This window comes from Pseudomonas sp. ASL4, assembly GCF_056680395.1.
This window is the reverse complement of the sequence record NZ_CM155280.1, coordinates 5668662-5686099: the sequence shown is the minus strand read 5'-3', so window position 1 is coordinate 5686099 and position 17438 is coordinate 5668662. Positions and strand designations below refer to the sequence as shown.

The following is a 17438-nucleotide window of genomic DNA, read 5'->3' as shown; positions in this document are numbered from 1 at the left end:
CAACGTGGCAGAAGAAAACGAAATCGACCTGGAAAACCCGGCAATCAAGGCCGCTATCGCGACTGCCGTTGAAGCCTCTGTTACCGGGCTGAAGTCGAAAAACAACGAGTTGCTGGGCAAGCTGAAGGAAACCTCCGGCAAGCTGACCCAGTTTGAAACCCAGTTTGAAGGCATCGACATCGACGCCGTCAAAGGCTTGCTCAGCCGCGCAGGTCAGGACGAAGAAACCAAGCTGCTAACAGAGGGCAAGGTGGACGAGGTGTTCAACCGCCGCACGGAGCGCCTGCGTGGCGACTACGACAAGCAGTTGAAGACCGTAACCGGTCGCGCCGAGAAGGCGGAAGCCTTCGCCGCGAAGTACCAGGGCAAAGTCCTGAGCGACTCAGTACGCGGCGCAGCACTGAAAGCCGGCGCTCTGCCGGAAGCAACCGACGACATCATCCTTCGCGCCAAGGGCGTGTTTTCACTGACTGAAGAGGGCGAAGCGGTCGCTGTCGATCAGTCTGGCCAGACCGTCCTCGGCAAAGACGGAAAAAACCCACTGACTCCGCTCGAATGGGCGGAATCACTGCGCGAAAGCGCACCTCACTTGTGGCCCAGGGCTACAGGAACAAATGCCCTGGAGCGGGTGAATGGTCAGGCCACGCCGAAACGCTCCGAAATGACCTCCGAGCAGAAGCGCAATTATCAGCGCCAGCACGGCCAAACCGCATATTTGCAATTGCCCAAGTAAGGGGATTCACCCATGGCTACAACCGTTAACAGCGATCTGATCATCTACAACGATGAGGCGCAAACCGCATACCTGGAGCGTGTTCAGGACAACCTGGATATCTTCAACGCATCGTCCAACGGCGCGATGGTGCTCGACAATGAGCTGATCGAAGGCGACTTCCGCAAGCGCGCGCTGTACAAGCTGAACGGCTCGCTGGAACACCGTGACGTCAATTCCGAAGGCAAAGTTTCCGCCAAGAAAATCAGCGCTGGCGAAGCAGTGGGTGTGAAGGCTCCGTGGAAATACGGCCCATACCAAACGACCGAGGAAGCGTTCAAACGCCGCGGCCGCCCGGTCGAAGAGTTCTCCCAGATCGTCGGCGCCGACGTAGCTGATGCAACTCTGGAAGGCTTCATCCAGTACGCCACGGCCGGCCTTCGTGCAGCCATTGGCTCTAACACCGACATGGTGGTTTCCGCCAACATCGAAACCGACGGCAAGAAGACACTGACTCGCGGTATGCGCAAGTTTGGTGACAAATTCGGCCGGATCGCGCTCTGGGTCATGCACTCCAGCGCCTACTTCGACATTGTCGACGAGGCGATCACCAGCAAGATCTACGAAGAAGCGGGCGTTGTGATCTACGGCGGCCTGCCGGGCACCCTCGGCAAGCCGGTGCTGGTGACCGATACCGCGCCTTCGGACGTGATCTTCGGCCTGCTGCCAAACGCTGTGACGATCACCGAGTCCCAGGCCCCTGGCTTCCGTTCCTACGAAGTGAACGACGAAGAAAACCTCGGTATCGGCTACCGCGCTGAAGGCACCGTGAACATCGATGTGCTGGGTTACAGCTGGAAGGCAGCGACTGGCGGCTCGAACCCAACGCTGGCCGCCGTTGGTTCCGCTGCAAACTGGGTCAAGCATGCTGGCAGCAATAAGGTCACCGCCGGCGTGATGATCAAACTGACCACCACGCCTCCAGTTGGCGGCTAACAACAACCCTTGGGTGCGGTCAGCAATGGCCGCCACGGAGAGCATCATGGAATTGACGTACAGCAATCAGCTTGATGGCTTCGATCCGGAAAAGCGTTACCGCAATCCCGATCTGTTTCGTTTGATTGAGCGCGACGCAACGACCGTTGTGATCATTGGCGACTATCCTGAGATCGCAGCTGCTTATGAGGCGGTGGGCGTCGAAGTAACGCTCTTGGATCATGGCAATATGCAAGGCGAGTTCGACGCCGATCCGTTAAAAATGGGTGTCGGCGAATTACGCGAGTGGTTGACTGCTCGAGGCATCGAATATGATGTCAAAGCTCCGAAGCTCGACCTTCTCAAACTCATTCCTGCGAGCTGATTCATGACTCTCATCATCGAGGACGGCACCGGCAAGCCAGACGCCGAAAGCTACGCATCTGCCGAGGACTTGGCCATGTACGCCGTGAAGTTCGGCGTGGTCATTCCTGCCGATGTTGTCGCGCAAGAAGCGCTGCTTCGCCGGGCCGCCTTGGCGATGGATGGCAAGACCTGGAAGGGGCGCAAGACGGATAGCGATCAGGCTCTGGCCTGGCCGCGCCGAGGTATCGAGCTGGATCAGCAGATCAAGCCCGACAACTACCTGCCTGCGCGAATCCAGTACGGCCAGATGGCCTTGGCCGCTGAGATTCATCAGGACGATATCGACCCAGTGGAGAAGCGCAAGGGCGCTGTCCTGCTGGACCGCGTCGAGGGGGCGGTAACGCGCCAGTACGCTGCAATCCCAAACACCAGCAACAGGCTGCTGCCAGCCGCGCCGGATCGTCCGAGCGCTACGCAGTTTGCTGACTACCTACAAAAGCGGGGCCTGTTCGCCGTCCGCGCATAGCTGAAACGGAGCTTTCATGGCCGCCTTCTACGACGAAATGGCCGTGATGGCTCTGGAGATGATCACAGAGTTCGGCCAACCCGTGATCATCCGGGCGACCACCGCCGGCAAGTACGACCCCGAAACCGGCACCGCAGGCCCTGACACCATCATCGAGCAGAGCGCCCAAGGAATCCTGCTCGACTTCACCGGGCAGGAGTTCCAAAACAATAGCCTCATCAAGCAAGGCGACAAGAAGCTCAAGATCGCCGCGCAGGGGCTTGAGTGGGCTCCCGGCCTGCTGAACAAGGTGGTCGTTCAAGGTCGCACCTGGTCAATCGTTCCGCCGCTGAAAGAGATCAACCCGGCCGGCACGCCAATTCTTTACGAGCTGCAGGTTCGGACATGAGCAAATACTCAGGCCTCAACGGCAGCTTCGCCGAGAACATCCGCCAGTTCGCCGAGCAGGCCCAGGCCGGGCTCGACGCCACCTTTCGCGAAATCGTTATCGAGATCGGCAGCAGCGTTATCCGCATGTCGCCCGTGGGCAATCCAGAGATCTGGGCGGCCAACGTCGCGCATCGCCAGGCCAACACTGCGGCGGCTGATTCCTACGACTTCAAGGTGGCCGTGCGCAATACGGTCATCAACCTCACCGACAGCAACTTCACCAAGGCCGGCAAGCTGAAGCGCGGCGTGAAGTACGCCAAGCCCCTGACCAAGACTGAGCGCGACCAGAACTACAACGTGAACGGCTTGGTCGCGGGCAAGAGCTACGTCGGAGGCCGGTTCCGCGGGAACTGGCAGTTCTCAATCGATTCACCGGCTGACGGCGTACTCGATCAGATCGACCCATCGGGCAACGTCTCGATTGCGGTACTGAGGACCCAGGTGCAGTCGCTGACCATCGGCCAGACCGCGTACCTGGTGAATAACCTTCCGTACGCTGTACCACTCGAGTACGGACATTCGAAGCAGGCGCCCGGCGGCATGGTTCGCATCACCCTGGCTCGCTTTCAACAGATCGTCGATGAAACAATCAGGAACAACCAAGTATGAGCCACAACATCATCGCCTCGATCTACGAGACCAAGCTGATCGCCTGGGCAAAGGCTTTGCCGGTACCGCTGAAGGTCGTCGTCGAGAACGAGGCCTACACGCCCGCTGACGGGGCGACTTATCTGAAGGCGTTCACGTTGCCCAGCGACACGGCAAGCAACACGCTCGGCGGCGACCACAAACTGTACACCGGCGTGTTTCAGGTCAGCATCGTGACGCCGTCGGGCAAGTATCGCGGCGCGGCCGGTGCGCTGGCCGACCAGATCGCGGTGCTGTTTCCGCTGTACGAGCGCAATACGAAGGGCGCGCTGACGGTGGTGACCATGAGCCCGGTAGACCCCGGCCCAGGCATTCCTGACGACACCACGTTTACCGTGCCTGTCTCGTTTCTGTACCGAGCCGACACTCAGTGAGTTACACGTTACTTCGGCGATTTCGGTACCGCTTGATTGAGTACCATGGAATTGCAAATATCAAAACAATAAGAGCTGTCATAGGCAAGGCGGCTACCCAAAGGCCTGCAAACAGGCCGATATCCCCTGCCCAGGTTTCGAGACCGAAGTGCGAGTTCGCTCCATAAGCTGAAAACGCAGCCAGCACCACTGTGAATATCGTTAACTTTTTAGCGATACGAATTACGTCCTGTTTCATTGTTGCTCCGGGTCGATATCTTAGATATGGCTAAAGCCGCAATGCTCGCAACGTACCATCTCTTGGGTCTATGCGATCAAAGTAATGATTTTCAACCTCCCTTAACGCGCCCGTTGGGCAACCCCAGAACCCGCCATTGAGCGGGTTTTGTCATTTCTGCAAAGAGGAAAAACCCATGGGCTACAAGATCCCCAACGGCGGCAAGTTCCAGCACGCCGCAACCTATGAGGTTGCGCTGCCGTTCACTGCCATTTCCAACGCATCCGAGGCGGTAGCCTCGGTCGTCGGCGCTGATTTCGACGCCGGCGATATCGTCCTGCTCAGTTCCGGCTGGAGCCAACTGGATAACAAGGTTGTTCGCGTGAAATCCGCAACCGCCTCGGCGGTTACCCTGGAAGCGATCGATACCACCGACACGCAGATATTCCCGGCTGGCAACGGCGCCGGAACCATGCGAAAGGTGCTCACCTGGGTGCAAATACCACAGGTCACTGACCTGGCTTTCTCCGGTGGCGAACAGAACTATCTGGACGTGGTGTTCCTTGAGGACGACCAGGGCAAACAGATGCCGACCGACAAGTCTGCCGCCAGCATGGTGTTGACCATCGCCGATGACCCGACTCAGGCCTTCAATGCGGTGCTGCTCAAGGCTGATGCGGGCAAGCAGGTGCAGGCGGCTCGCTTGAATCTTCCGGGCAATGACATGCTGCTGTACGGGGCCTACACCTCGTTCTCGAAACAGCCGGCCGTCTCCCGCAATAACCTGCTCACCCGTACCGTGAACTTGGCGTTGCAGTCCGAGCCAACCCGCTACCTGTCGGTGGTGTAACCCATGGCCAAGTTCACGCTTATCCAAAACCCGACCTTCAAGGCCGACGTCATGCTCCCGACAGTTGGCGGCGAACCGGTGAAGGTGGGGTTTGAGTTCAAGTATCGCGACCGAACCGAGTTGGCAGATTTGTACGCCGACTGGGGCGAGCGGCATAAGGCGCTGGGGCTGAAATCGGAAGAGGTGGGACTGAAGCAGTTCACTACCTTGCTGATCGATCTGCAGGTGGAGCAGCTCAAGGCAATCGTTGCCGGCTGGGATGTGGACGAAGAGTTCACCGACGAGAATCTCCGCATCCTGGTCAGCTCAATCAGCGCTACCCCAAGCGCGGTGCTGGGGGCGTACTCCGATGCATTCAGCAAGGCTCGCCTGGGAAACTCCTAAGCGCTGCACGCACCCTCTACGAGCAAGGGCCTTCAGCTGAAGAGCTGAAGACCTTCGGCTTCATGGTGGGTGATCTGACCGGGCAAGATTGTGAAATCTGGCCGGATAACTGGCAGGCCTTTCTTGTCTTCGAGGCGCTGAGCACCCAGTGGCGTACAGGCGCGTGCGGCGCTACCGGCCTGGATTACACATCAATTCGCGATGTCGCTGACTTCCTCGGGTTAACCCGGACCCAGACCACTGACATTTTCCCGGATCTCCGCATCATGGAAGCCGAAGCCCTGCAGGTGATGGCGGAACAGAGGGACAGTAAATGAGCACCAACTTCGCGTCCCTGGGCATCGAGGTCAATTCGTCGTCGGCGGTCAAGGCTGCTGACGATTTGGACAAGCTGGTCGATTCGGCTGTTGATGCCGAGAAGGCGATCGATGATCTCGGCAAGACCGGGGCCGAATTGGCCGGCACCGGCAAGAAGATCGTTCAGGCCGAGAAAGAAGTTGCTCAGGAGATCGACAAGGCCACTGAAGCCACACAGCGTCAATCCGATGCAAGACGGAAATCAGGCGCAAGCGCGACCAGTGAAATCGCCAACATTAGCCAGCTTGAAAAGGCGATGTCCAGTAACATCGGCAGCATCGAGCAGTTGGTTCAGGCGGAGGGGCTGCTTGAGCGTGCTCGCAAGGGCGGCCTGGTCACCATCGAGCAGCAGGAGGCTTATCAGGAACGGCTCGGCAAATCTTTTGACCGAATTGAGAAGGCTGAAGCCAAGGAGCTTGCGCAGAAACAGCGGCTGATTGATGCCGAGAACCGCCAGATTGAGGCGCTGAAGCGCACCGTCAATAGCATTGATCCGATGGTTGCGAAGCTGGCCAAGTTGGAGGCGCAGGAAAAGGCGCTCAACGACTTGCACAAGGCCGGCGGCATCGACGCCGAGGCTTACGCAGATCGGTTGGCAAAAATCGGTAAGGACAGATCCGGCCTAACCGCTACAGAAACTGCATTCGACAAGCTGAAACTCGGCTCGCGCCAGGCTCAGGAAAACGTCATGCAGCTGACCAACGCGCTGTCATCCGGCGATTTGGGTAGCGGGGCGAGGGCCATTGCTCAGCTCGGGGCCGGTGCTGGAGCTTCAGCCAAAAGCATGGCGACTTTGCTGCTTCCGGCAGGTCTTCTCGCTGGTGTGATCGGCGGGCTTGGATATGCCTACTTCGATGCGATGAAGCAGGCCCGGGCGTTCAATGCTGCAATCAACGGCGGATCGAACGACGCCAGCCAGAGCATTGCCAACCTAAAGTCCATGAGCGAATCGGCTGGTGTGCTGACGGGCAATCTGTCTGGTGCGCGCGAGGCAGTCATTGCGCTGGCTTCTGGCGCGGCCACCAGCGGCTTCCAGATGCAGAACCTGGCGCAAGCCGCGGCTGCCATCGGCGAGGTTACAGGGAAGGGGGCTGGCGATATCGCCAAGTCGCTGGCCAATGCGGGCGATACGGCTACCGAGGCGGCGGCCAAGATCAGCGATCAATATGGCCTGCTGACATACGAGCAATACGAGGTCATCAAAGGCATTGACGACCAGGGTGATCACCAACGCGCGCTAGATACCCTGAGCGAAAACCTGAATCAGTCGGCGCAGGAGCGGCTGAAGGCCTACCGCTCTTCGCTGTCCGACGTTGAGCGCGATTGGGACAACATCAAGATCGCGATCACCGGTGCCTATGGCGCCATCCGATCGGAAGTCTTCCCGGACCTGGCCAAGCAGATCGAGATCACTCAGCGAGTGCTCGACACACGCAAAGGCGGCGGTGTTGCTGGCGCGGTATCAAACGGCCTCAGTTCGCTCAACTCATTTCTGGGGCTGGGCGACGGTGAAAACGATGATTCCACCGCGGCGCTGGAGACCAAACTTGCCGGGCTAAAGGCTCGCCAGGCAGCCAGTGAAAGCCTTACCGCAACAACGGGAGAAACAACGCACGCGAACAAGGAGTTGATCGCAGTCCAGAAGGAACTGGACAAGCAAATGCAGGACCTGAACCCGCTCGCAAAGCGCCAGGAAGCCTACAAAAAGCTGAACGATCAGTTCACAAAGCTCTATCAGGACGCGGAGAAAACCGGGCAGAAAGCTTCAATACTGAACGGTGTGGAGTTCGACGGAAAGAAATTCTCCGGGGGCGCTTACGACAAGCTGAAAGCGGCTATCGATGACAAGGACAAGGATCCGAAGGCCGCGGCGGGCAGTGTTGATCTCACCGGTTTCAACGATGCCAAAAACCAGCTCACAGCAATTCTGGCCGAGTACAACAACGCCCAGAAGCAACTGGATGCAGCGCAGAAAGCCGGGCTCATTTCCCAGGCTGAGTACGCACAAAAACGTGAGGGCCTGATCGGCAACGAACGGGACGAAGTTGCAGCAGCGTACGAGGCCGAGATCGCGGCGCTGGAAGCCGTGAAGAACAAGTCCAGCACCATGGCAGCGCAGCGCATTCAACTGGACCAGAAGATCGCCGACGCACGCGCGGCCATGATCAAGGCGCAGAAAGACGCCGACAGCCAGCAGGAGGTGCTGGCCACCGCCGAGAAAGGACGCCTCGACAAGCAAACGTACGCAGTCAGCCAATACGTTGCAGCCCTCGGGCAGCAGCAGAAGGCGCTAGCGCTCGCCGGTCAGCGCGCCGTCAATGGCGTCGGCCAGGGCGATCGGCAGAATGCACTCAGTAGCGAACTGAACAGCCAGCAAGACCGGTTCGCGCAGCAGTCGCTAGAGCTGGAAAACCAGCGTTCTGACCCCTCCAGAAACATGGACCTGGAGGAGTTCAAGCAGAAGTCGCAGGCTCTCGCAGATGCGAACAAAGCAGCAACCGACCAGATCCGGCAGAACTATGCCGACGTCGAAGCGGCTCAGGGTGACTGGACTAAGGGCGCTACGTCGGCCTGGGCCAATTACTTGGATTCGGCGCGGGATGTTGCCGGGCAAACGCGGAGCCTGTTCGCGAACGCCTTCAGCTCGATGGAGGATTCGATCGTCAACTTCGCCATGACTGGGAAGCTGTCGTTTGCGGACTTCACCAAGTCGATCTTGGCAGACATGGCTCGCATTGCTACTCGGCAGGCCAGTTCGGCGCTACTGGGCAGTTTGGTGGGCGCCGCCACAAGCTATTTCACTGGTGGTGGAACCGGTAACGGATTGGCTGCCGGCTCCGCTGGCGCAGCCTCGTCAAACCTCGGGGCGTCCCAGGCCGGCTATTCGGGGTCTTACTTCCCGCAGGCTGATGGCGGCGCCTGGGGTGCAGGTGTGCAGCTATTCGCCGATGGCGGTGCTTTCTCCAACAGCGTGGTCAGTAAGCCGACAGCCTTCGGGATGGCCGGCGGGCAGACTGGCGTGATGGGGGAGGCGGGACCTGAGGCAATTATGCCGCTGACCCGGACTGCCAGTGGTGCGCTCGGTGTCCGTGCGCTGGGCGGTAGTTCTGGAGGCGGGACGCAGATCAATGTGCAGGTCACAGTGTCCAGCGACGGCTCGACCAGCTCCACGACCGACGATCCTGCTTACCAGCAGTTCGGCAAGGACCTGGCCGACTTCGTTGATCAGCGTTACCAGAAGCTGGTGAGCGTAGATCTACGCCAGGGCGGCAAAATCAACCGGGCCATCAAGGGGTGATCCATGGCAATTGAGCGCTTCACCTGGCCGATAGAGAAAGGTGCGACTGGCGAAATCAAACAGCGTACCCGGACCAAGCAATTCGGCGATGGCTATGAGCAGTCGGTCTCGGACGGCATCAACAACAAGACACAGTCCTGGCCTACCAGCCACACCGGGAACGCGGCGCGAATCAAGGAAATTATCGCCTTCCTCGATCGCCACAAAGGCGCGAAAGCGTTCCTGTGGGCGCCTCCTCTCGGCGAGCTTGGTCTCTACAAGTGCCCCAACGGCTACCAGCCATCCCACAAGGGCGGATCGGTTTACACGCTGACCGCCACCTTTGAACAAACCTTTCATCCCTAAGGGAAACCCTGATGGCACTGATTACGGACATCCAGAAGCTGGAGCCCGGCGGGGAAGTGCGGCTGTTTGAAATCGACGGCACGGAATACGGCGCGGACGTGCTCCGCTTTCATGCTCACGCGATTCCGCACACACCGGCCGAGCTACTGGCTTACGAAGGCTCTGCCGCCGAACTGCCGGCGAAATCGATCATCTGGCAGGGAAACGAATACGCGGCATGGCCGGTGCAGATTGAAGGTATCGGCGCAGACAGCAACGGTAGTGCGACCCGGCCAACGTTCATGGCCGCTAACGTCAACGGGCGAATCACCGCGTTATGCCTGGCCTTCGATGATCTGTTGAAATTTCAGCTCACCGTGCGCGAGACGCTGGCCCAGTACCTGGACGCTGTGAACTTCCCCGAGGGCAACCCGACCGCCGACCCGACGCAAGAGGCTCTGGAAATTTGGTTCATTGACCAGAAAACCAGTGAGGACGGCGAGGCCGTGCAGTGGGAGCTGTCGTCCCCGGGCGAGATCGACAACCACGGTTTGCCCGGGCGCCAGATGACGACCTTCTGCCACTGGGCCATGACTGGCGGTTACCGCGGGCCGAACTGTGGCTACACCGGCGGCGCCATGTTTGATGACGATGACGCCCCCACGGATGACCCGAGCAAGGACGAGTGCAAGGGCGGCCTGAAGTCCTGCAAGTTGCGCTTCGGCCAGAACAACGAACTTCCCCACGGCGGATTCCCGGCCGTTTCCTTGATAGCACGGAGCTGACCATGCGCAAACACATCCTGAGCGTGATGGAGGCGCACGCCGCCGAGCAATATCCGAAAGAGGCCTGCGGCCTGGTGCTGGCGATCGGGCGCAAGCAGAAGTACTTCCCGTGCCGGAACGTCTCGGCCGAGCCGACCGAAGAGTTTCGAATCGATCCCGAGGATTACGCCGCGGCGGAAAACGTGGGTGAGGTAATCGGGATTTTCCACACGCATCCGGACGCGACCAGCCGGCCGTCGCCGCGCGACCTGGCCATGTGTGAAGCCACGGCTTTGCCCTGGCACATTCTCAGTTGGCCGGAGGGCGATCTACGCACGGTCATGCCGACCGACGAAGTGCCGTTGCTCAAGCGGCCGTTCGTGCACGGGGCCTGGGACTGCTGGCAGGTCTGCGCAGACTGGTACAAGCGCGAATGGGGGCTGGAGTTCGAAGCGTTCAGGCGGGCTGATGGCTGGTGGGAAAGCGCCGAGGCTGAAAGCCTGTACGAATCGAATTACGAGGCCGCCGGATTCGCGAAGGTGGACCGACTACAGCGTGGCGACATGATCGTCATGACGGTCGGACGCACAGCGCACCCTAACCACGCAGGAATTTACCTGGGAACCGATCCAGCATTGCCCGGAGAAGAGGCGAACACCTTCGGCCCTGGGCCTTTCCTGCTGCACCACCTTTACGGGCGCCCAAGCGAGATCATCGTCTTCGGCGGGCCGTGGCTTGACCGAACACGCCTGATCCTCAGGCACAAAGATGCACAACCAACCACATGATGCGGCAGGGCCGCTGGAGAGAAATATGAAAAGTCTCCTTGGGCTTGCAGGCAAAGGACTGGGAAATCCTTCAATTCATTACTCGCTGCCCGCTCGGCAGAAGGAGGGCTGCTTGCAGCCAAGCCAGCGCTACATGCTGACAATTCAAGATCTGTTCACCACGTCCAGAGGTGCGCTCTGCGGCGCCGAGGCCGTGGTCGCCATTCTGGACAGCGGCACCGAGATCGATCGGTTGAATTTCAAGGGCAAAGTCGGGCCTGGCGGTGACGGGTATCACCGGATCTATAACGGCAAGCCGGGCCTGGCTGCGCAAATTGTCACCGGGCCTGGCAACATTAACTTCCAGGCGGTCTCGGTTGTGGACCTCACTCCGGCGGCGTGAGTCCGCTTACGAAATCGTCCGACCCCAGTTTGTGGGAGCCGTACTCCACGACGAACCAATTCCCGAGGCGCGTAGCTTCTACTTCGGCAGTCGATTTATCAGCATAGATATCGATGAATTGCCATGTTCCGGGAGCGTCCCTCAGCACGGCCCAGCCGATCACCCATCCTTTGTTGTCTGGGTCAGCAGGAAGATTTTTCGCAAGACTTCTGATTGACATGACCGCTCCTTGGTTTTTAGAGGGCCAAAAGCTACTACCGAGCTATTGGAGGGCGCCACTGGCTTTCCATCCACGCTGGATACCTAGACAGGAAACGAGTAAATTCGATTCCACAAGGGACGGGTAATGCAGGGAGTGCTTAAGTGCGCAAGTTTATGGGCTTGATTGTTTCGCTCGTTTTTTCGTACAGCCTGTCAGCCTACGCAGGGGATGGGGCTCTCAAAGTTACAACCTTTGGGGCTATTTTTACGTCGTCGCTTGCAGTGACCTTTTTCCCTACCTCGCTCACCGATGATAGCGAAGCAAGCACGCGAAACAGTCGTAAAAAACAAGATCAGAAGATCGTTGATGCGCGAAACGATGCGGCTGCATTTGTTGCAAGCGACGGCGGTATTCTCGGAGCACAGCTGGAATCTGCATTGTCGATGCTCGAAGCCTTTCGTGCAGAAAAATCGCTAGATGAGATGCAGTTGGCGAAGGCGATTTTGGCTTATCAATCACAACCCTAGAATTTGATGGTGGAGCGCGGCCGCAGCCCGGCGTAGCGCTGGACTTTTCGTTCCCGCCCCCCACTGAAATCGTGCACCCGTTCCCATAGGAGTGACCTGCATGAAATTATTCGTAGGAGCGTTGGCTGTTGCGTTGCTGGCTGGGTGTGCAACATCGCCCACACCATCGAGCGAGGCGAAGCCTGCACCAGCAAGCCAGTTGACTGCCTACCAGCAGAAACCTTCAGGATCGTTCGGAGTGCTCCAGGTCATTCGTGACTCTGGGCATACCGGCAGTCTGTGCTCAATGGCCATATTCATTGATGGCAAGCAGGCTGGGAGGCTAGATGTAGGTCAAAAAGCGTCCTTTTATCTGCCGCCTGAGACTTTCACAGTTGGAGCCGCTTACACCGGATCTGGGATCTGTTCGATGGGCGCCGATCGCGTAGAGCGAGAAGCCACTGTGAAAGATGGCGTGGTGAAGAAGTACCGAGTTTTCACTGGTGGTGATGGGCAAGTAGATATCCTTCCAACAACGCTATGAACGGAGCGGCTTCTGGGCTGCTTTCGTGTTGCCTCCACGTTGGTGCTAGAGTCCCGCCAAATCAAAGTGAGGGAACGACATGCGGATTTTGATAGGGGCGGTGGTGATGCTGCTAGCGGGGTGTGCGACATCGCCGATGTCTGCGCGGGATGCTGACCCGGTGCCAAACGATGAGCTGTATGCGTTCCAGAGTAAAACAGCGGGTACAACCTCCCATATCACCGTAGTTAGGGATGGTGGATTTGTAGGCTCGGGTTGTGATCTTGTCTTTTACATTGACGGTCGACGAGCAGCGAAGATAGGACCTGGTCAGCGCGCGAGCTTTTATGTTGAGCCGGGTGCTGTGAACCTGGGTACCGGGCTTGCTGAGTCAGGACTTTGTGCTGGTGCGGCAATCAGAACCATCAGTGCAAATCTCAAGCCTGGAGCGGAGAGTCAGTTCCGCATTAGTGGAGATATGAGCGGTTTCTTCTTGGCCCCATACGTGGACTATGGCGGCCGCTGAGATCAAAAACACAGAAAGCCGTCTTCGGGCGGTTTTTTATTGCCTGGAGAAAAGCTATGTCGGCATTAATCATCGATTACCAGCCAGTGACAACCATCAAACTGTACGGGGCTTTAAGGCAGTTCGGCAGGGAATTTAAGCTGTCCGTTCGATCGCCCGCTGAAGCCATTAAGGCGCTTTGCATCCAGATCCCAGGGTTTGAGCGGTTCCTGTCAAATGCAAAGTCTCGCGGACTGGAGTTCGCTGTTTTCCGCGGCTCAAAGAACATCGAGGAAAAAGAGCTTGGCTATCACGGAGTCGGCGAGATACGCATCGCGCCAGTCATCGTCGGACGTAAGCGCGCCGGGATACTTCAAACCATCGTTGGCGCAGTGATGATAGTTGCCGGTATTTTCCTGCTGGCAACCCCGTTTGGAGCGCCGTTAATCGCCGCAGGCATTGGGCTTGTAGCCGGCGGCGTTATCCAAATGCTCAGCCCCCAAGCCGGCGGCCTGAAAACCAGCGCAGCCCCCGAGAACACCCCAGGCTACGCCTTCGGTAGCGCCAAGAACACCACGGCATCCGGCAACCCGGTCCCGCTCTGTTACGGCAAGCGGCGTGTAGGCGGGGCGATTATCAGCGCCGCGATTTACGCCGAAGACCAGATGTAGCTAAACCTCGAATACCACAGCCGCCCTTGAGGCGGTTTTTTATTGCCTGGAGAAAAGCATGGGCGCAGCACAGCAGCTCGATATTTACGGCGCCAAAGGCGGATCGGACAAGCCAAAGACTCCGACCGAAGCACCCGATAGCCTGCGCTCGGTGGCCGTAGCCAAAATCCTGATCGCAATGGGTGAGGGCGAGTTCGCCGGCAACCCGACGGCGCAGGACATCTACCTCGACAACACGCCCCTGCAAGATCCTCAGGGCAACATGAACTTCCCGAACGTAAAGTGGGAGTACCGAAACGGGTCTGTGGAGCAAGGCTACATCCAGGGCATCCCGTCAGTAGAGAATGAAACCACACTCGGTATCGAGCTTCGCAGCGGCACGCCATGGGTGCGCGCAATCAGCAACACCGAGCTGTCGGCTGTGCGTCTGCGCTTCGCCTGGCCCGCACTGCAAGCGGTCGATGCCAGCGGCAACGTGAATGGTTACCGGATTGAGTACAAGGTTGAGCTGGCCACCGACGGCGGGGCCTATCAGCAAGTGATGAGCGAAGCCGTGGACGGCAAGACCACCAGCACCTACGAGCGTACTCGGCGCATTGACCTGCCGGTGGCCACCAGTGGCTGGCTGATCCGCGTAACACGTCTCACGCCAAACCAGAACAACAACAAAATCGCCGACACCATGCAGATTGCCGGCTTCACCGAGGTGATCGACGCCAAGCTACGTTATCCGAACACTGCGCTGCTCTACATCGAGTTTTCCGCCGAACAGTTCCGCAGCATTCCTGCGGTGACTGTCGACACCAGACTGAAGAAGATGCCGGTGCCGAGCAATTACGACCCGGACAGCCGGTCCTACACCGGCATCTGGGACGGCACTTTTAAGCAAGCCTGGACGGACAACCCTGCGTGGATGACCTACGACATCACTGTCAGTGATCGCTTCGGCCTGGGTCGTCGGATCAAACCGTGGCAGGTCGATAAGTGGGAGCTGTACCGAATCTCCCAGTACTGCGATCAGTTGGTACCGGACGGGAAGGGCGGCCAGGAGCCACGTTTCATCTGCAACCTCAACCTGCAAGGCAAGGCTGATGCCTGGTCGCTACTGCGCGACATCTCGGCAATCTATCGCGGCATGACCTACTGGGCCCAGGGCCAGATCTTCACTCTGTCCGACATGCCGCGCGCTACCGACTTCGACTTCGCCTATACCCGGGCGAACGTGATCGATGGCAAGTTCACGTACTCGAGCGCGTCGGAGCGCACCCGCTACAGTCGCGCGCTGATCAGCTATGACAACCCGGCGAACAACTACGATACCGATGTCACCGCGGTGACCGACGCAAAGCTTCAACGACGTTACGGCGACAACCCGCTGGAGATCAGCGCAATCGGTTGCACTCGCGAGTCTGAGGCGCAGCGCCGTGGTAAATGGGCGCTGCTCACCAACTCCAAGGACCGGGGGATCACATTCCGTGTTGGCCTGGATGGGCGAATCCCGCTGCCTGGCTACGTCATCCCTGTGGCGGATGAGCTGCTGGCCGGCAGGCCAATTGGCGGGCGGATCTCGTCGGTGAATGGCCGCGCCATTACCCTAGACCGCGACACCCAGGCCAAGGCAGGAGACCGGCTGATCCTGAACCTGTCCAACGGCAAGTGCGAAGGCCGCACCGTTCAGTCGGTAACTGGCCGCGTGGTGACCGTCACTGTCGCTTACTCGGCCGCACCCGAGCCGGAACTCGTTTGGGCCTTGGATGCTGACGATCTGGCCGTGCCGCTGTATCGGGTGACCAGCGTGTCCCGACCAGAGCCTGGTGTATTTGAAATCTCTGCCGTCCAATACGACCCGAGCAAGTTCGCGCACATCGACACCGGCGCCCGCTTGGAAGAACGGCCGATCAGCGTGATCCCGATCACCGTCGTTCCAGCGCCGGCCAGCGTGACTGTATCGTCGAATTCGGTAGTGTCCCAAGGCATCGCTGTCGCCACCATGACCATCACCTGGCCGGCAGTGAACGGCGCGGTCGGGTATGACGTCGAGTGGCGCAAAGACAGCGGCAACTGGATCAAGCTACAGCGCACCGGGATGACCAGTGTCGACGTCGTGGGTATTTATGCTGGTGCCTATGTGGCACGGGTCCGCGCGGTGAGCGCATTCGACATCTCGTCGATCTGGCGCGCCTCGATGCTAACCAATCTCAAGGGCAAGGAAGGCTTGCCGCCGGCGGTGTCGTACCTGACGGCCACGCCGTTGTTGTTCGGCATCTATCTCAAATGGGGCTTCCCGGCTGGAGCCGAAGACACGCAGCGTACGGAAATCTGGTACGGGCCAACGACCAGTTTGGAAGCTGCCACCAAGCTGACAGACCTCTCGTATCCGCAAAGCGACTTCTCGATGTTGGGCCTACGGGCGGGCGCGACCTTCTACTTCTGGGCGCGCCTGGTGGACCGGATCGGCAACATCGGGGCGTGGTATCCAGTCGGCATGGGCGTGCAAGGTCAGTCGAGTTCCGACGCTACCGCGATTCTGGCGATGATCGCCGGCCAGATTGGCGAAACTGAGCTGGGCCAGGACTTGCTGGACGAGATCAATAAAATCCCGGGCCTACAGGCGCAGATCGATGCGCTCGACGGCCTCAAAGGCTACGACCAGGACGCCACTTATGTGGAGTACGACCTTGTCGTGGTCGGCAAGCGGATCTACCAAGCCACTGGCGCGGTGCCAATCAACACACCACCGCCGAACGCCGCGTACTGGCTGGATGTTGGGCAGACCGTTCAGACGGCAAACGGGCTGGCGCAGCAGGTCGCTACCAACACTGCGGACATCACCGAAATAGACGGTGTAGTCACCGCGCAGGTAACTGCGTTTCAGGCCTTGCGCGCATCGTATCGCGATGATGGCGGTCAAGGGGAACTCGACGATGCACTGCAAGGCTGGAACAGCACGGCCAGCATTGCCGTCGAATCAAAAGTTAGAGCGTCGGAAACCGCTGCGGCAGCTCGCGAGCTGAAGACCTACGATGCCAAAATTACGTCCAATACCGACAACATCACAAAAATCTCCGCCAATGTTACTGACCTGACAGAGGTGGTGGCCACTAACAACACGGCAACTGCAACTAGGGTTGAGCAGTTAAATGTCGCGGTCGGCAGCAACTCGGCCGCAATACAGCAGACATCTACGGCCTTCGCAGATTTGAATGGCAACCTGAAAACGATGTGGTCTGTGAAGATGTCGGTGACAGCGAACGGGCAGTACGTCGCGGCCGGCATAGGCCTCGGCATCGAGAACGTGAATGGCGTGTTCCAAAGCCAGTTCCTGGTCAGCGCCGATCGGTTCGCCATCGTCAACACCATTGCCGGCGGCGCCATCTCAGTGCCGTTTGCGGTGCAGGGCGGCCAGGTGTTCATGAACTCGGCGTTTATCGCTGACGGCACCATCACCAACGCCAAGATTGGCGATTACATCTGCTCTACGAATTATGTGATGGGTCAGACCGGCTGGGCAATTTTCAAAAATGGGGGGTTTGAGATGAACGGACAGGGCGCCGGATCGGCAAGGATCGCCATCAATAACAGCAGCGTGAAGCTTTACCACCCCAATGGCGTCCTGGCCATCAACATGAGCGTCTGA

21 protein-coding genes are annotated in these 17438 nt (G+C 58.9%); 19 read left to right on the top strand and 2 right to left on the bottom strand.

What is annotated here, in order from left to right; translation table 11 throughout:
* Positions 1-4 precede the first annotated feature (4 nt).
* Genes AC1MEW_RS25835 through AC1MEW_RS25805 form a run of 7 tightly spaced genes read left to right on the top strand, consistent with a single transcriptional unit; the run spans position 5 to position 4030 of the window.
* Complete coding sequence (locus tag AC1MEW_RS25835) at positions 5-733, top strand: hypothetical protein (RefSeq protein WP_480424088.1); 729 nt, start codon at positions 5-7, stop codon at positions 731-733.
* Positions 734-745: 12 nt separating this feature from the next.
* On the top strand, positions 746-1708 hold the full coding sequence (locus tag AC1MEW_RS25830) for a major capsid protein (RefSeq protein WP_480424087.1): 963 nt from the start codon (positions 746-748) through the stop codon (positions 1706-1708).
* A gap of 46 nt (positions 1709-1754) precedes the next feature.
* Positions 1755-2072: a hypothetical protein gene (locus AC1MEW_RS25825; protein ID WP_480424085.1), complete on the top strand. Its 318-nt coding sequence runs from the start codon at positions 1755-1757 to the stop codon at positions 2070-2072.
* A gap of 3 nt (positions 2073-2075) precedes the next feature.
* The gene (locus AC1MEW_RS25820) at positions 2076-2579 is read left to right on the top strand and encodes a DnaT-like ssDNA-binding protein (RefSeq protein ID WP_480424084.1); all 504 of its coding nucleotides are present in this window, start codon (positions 2076-2078) and stop codon (positions 2577-2579) included.
* Positions 2580-2595: 16 nt separating this feature from the next.
* Positions 2596-2967: a hypothetical protein gene (locus AC1MEW_RS25815; RefSeq protein WP_480424082.1), complete on the top strand. Its 372-nt coding sequence runs from the start codon at positions 2596-2598 to the stop codon at positions 2965-2967.
* Positions 2964-3617: a hypothetical protein gene (locus AC1MEW_RS25810; protein ID WP_480424081.1), complete on the top strand. Its 654-nt coding sequence runs from the start codon at positions 2964-2966 to the stop codon at positions 3615-3617. The genes AC1MEW_RS25815 and AC1MEW_RS25810 overlap by 4 nt, the downstream gene beginning before the upstream one ends.
* Positions 3614-4030 (top strand): phage tail terminator-like protein, encoded by a 417-nt coding sequence (locus AC1MEW_RS25805; protein WP_480424080.1) that lies wholly within the window; start codon positions 3614-3616, stop codon positions 4028-4030. The genes AC1MEW_RS25810 and AC1MEW_RS25805 overlap by 4 nt, the downstream gene beginning before the upstream one ends.
* Before the next feature lies 1 nt (position 4031).
* Here AC1MEW_RS25805 and AC1MEW_RS25800 read toward each other — a convergent pair whose 3' ends face one another.
* On the bottom strand, positions 4032-4268 hold the full coding sequence (locus AC1MEW_RS25800; RefSeq protein WP_480424078.1) for a hypothetical protein: 237 nt from the start codon (positions 4266-4268) through the stop codon (positions 4032-4034).
* Positions 4269-4443: 175 nt separating this feature from the next.
* Between AC1MEW_RS25800 and AC1MEW_RS25795 the strand changes: the two genes are divergently transcribed.
* The 8 genes from AC1MEW_RS25795 (at position 4444) to AC1MEW_RS25760 (ending at position 11394) form a co-directional block, all read left to right on the top strand.
* Complete coding sequence (locus tag AC1MEW_RS25795; protein WP_322269059.1) at positions 4444-5097, top strand: phage tail protein; 654 nt, start codon at positions 4444-4446, stop codon at positions 5095-5097.
* A gap of 3 nt (positions 5098-5100) precedes the next feature.
* Positions 5101-5481: a phage tail assembly chaperone gene (locus AC1MEW_RS25790; protein WP_480424076.1), complete on the top strand. Its 381-nt coding sequence runs from the start codon at positions 5101-5103 to the stop codon at positions 5479-5481.
* 62 nt (positions 5482-5543) lie between these two features.
* Positions 5544-5798, top strand: coding sequence for a DUF1799 domain-containing protein (locus AC1MEW_RS25785; RefSeq protein WP_480424074.1), 255 nt, complete (start codon positions 5544-5546; stop codon positions 5796-5798).
* Positions 5795-9136 (top strand): phage tail tape measure protein, encoded by a 3342-nt coding sequence (locus tag AC1MEW_RS25780; protein ID WP_480424072.1) that lies wholly within the window; start codon positions 5795-5797, stop codon positions 9134-9136. The genes AC1MEW_RS25785 and AC1MEW_RS25780 overlap by 4 nt, the downstream gene beginning before the upstream one ends.
* 3 nt (positions 9137-9139) lie before the next feature.
* Positions 9140-9481, top strand: a complete 342-nt coding sequence (locus tag AC1MEW_RS25775) for a phage tail protein (RefSeq protein ID WP_480424070.1) — start codon at positions 9140-9142, stop codon at positions 9479-9481.
* A gap of 11 nt (positions 9482-9492) precedes the next feature.
* Positions 9493-10245: a phage minor tail protein L gene (locus tag AC1MEW_RS25770; RefSeq protein ID WP_480424068.1), complete on the top strand. Its 753-nt coding sequence runs from the start codon at positions 9493-9495 to the stop codon at positions 10243-10245.
* 2 nt (positions 10246-10247) lie between these two features.
* Positions 10248-11012, top strand: a complete 765-nt coding sequence (locus AC1MEW_RS25765) for a C40 family peptidase (protein WP_480424066.1) — start codon at positions 10248-10250, stop codon at positions 11010-11012.
* A gap of 112 nt (positions 11013-11124) precedes the next feature.
* Positions 11125-11394: a hypothetical protein gene (locus tag AC1MEW_RS25760; protein WP_480424064.1), complete on the top strand. Its 270-nt coding sequence runs from the start codon at positions 11125-11127 to the stop codon at positions 11392-11394.
* On the opposite strand, the gene AC1MEW_RS25755 is transcribed toward AC1MEW_RS25760, so the two are convergent.
* Positions 11378-11614, bottom strand: coding sequence for a hypothetical protein (locus AC1MEW_RS25755; protein WP_480424062.1), 237 nt, complete (start codon positions 11612-11614; stop codon positions 11378-11380). The genes AC1MEW_RS25760 and AC1MEW_RS25755 overlap by 17 nt on opposite strands.
* A 143-nt stretch (positions 11615-11757) precedes the next feature.
* Between AC1MEW_RS25755 and AC1MEW_RS25750 the strand changes: the two genes are divergently transcribed.
* From AC1MEW_RS25750 to AC1MEW_RS25735, 4 genes are all read left to right on the top strand, one after another.
* A complete protein-coding gene (locus tag AC1MEW_RS25750; RefSeq protein WP_480424060.1) occupies positions 11758-12123 on the top strand; it encodes a DUF2388 domain-containing protein in 366 nt (121 codons plus the stop codon).
* 100 nt (positions 12124-12223) lie between these two features.
* Positions 12224-12646 (top strand): hypothetical protein, encoded by a 423-nt coding sequence (locus tag AC1MEW_RS25745; protein ID WP_480424058.1) that lies wholly within the window; start codon positions 12224-12226, stop codon positions 12644-12646.
* A 561-nt stretch (positions 12647-13207) separates the two neighbouring features.
* Complete coding sequence (locus AC1MEW_RS25740) at positions 13208-13801, top strand: tail assembly protein (protein WP_480424056.1); 594 nt, start codon at positions 13208-13210, stop codon at positions 13799-13801.
* Positions 13802-13859: 58 nt separating this feature from the next.
* The gene (locus AC1MEW_RS25735; protein WP_480424054.1) at positions 13860-17438 is read left to right on the top strand and encodes a TipJ family phage tail tip protein; all 3579 of its coding nucleotides are present in this window, start codon (positions 13860-13862) and stop codon (positions 17436-17438) included.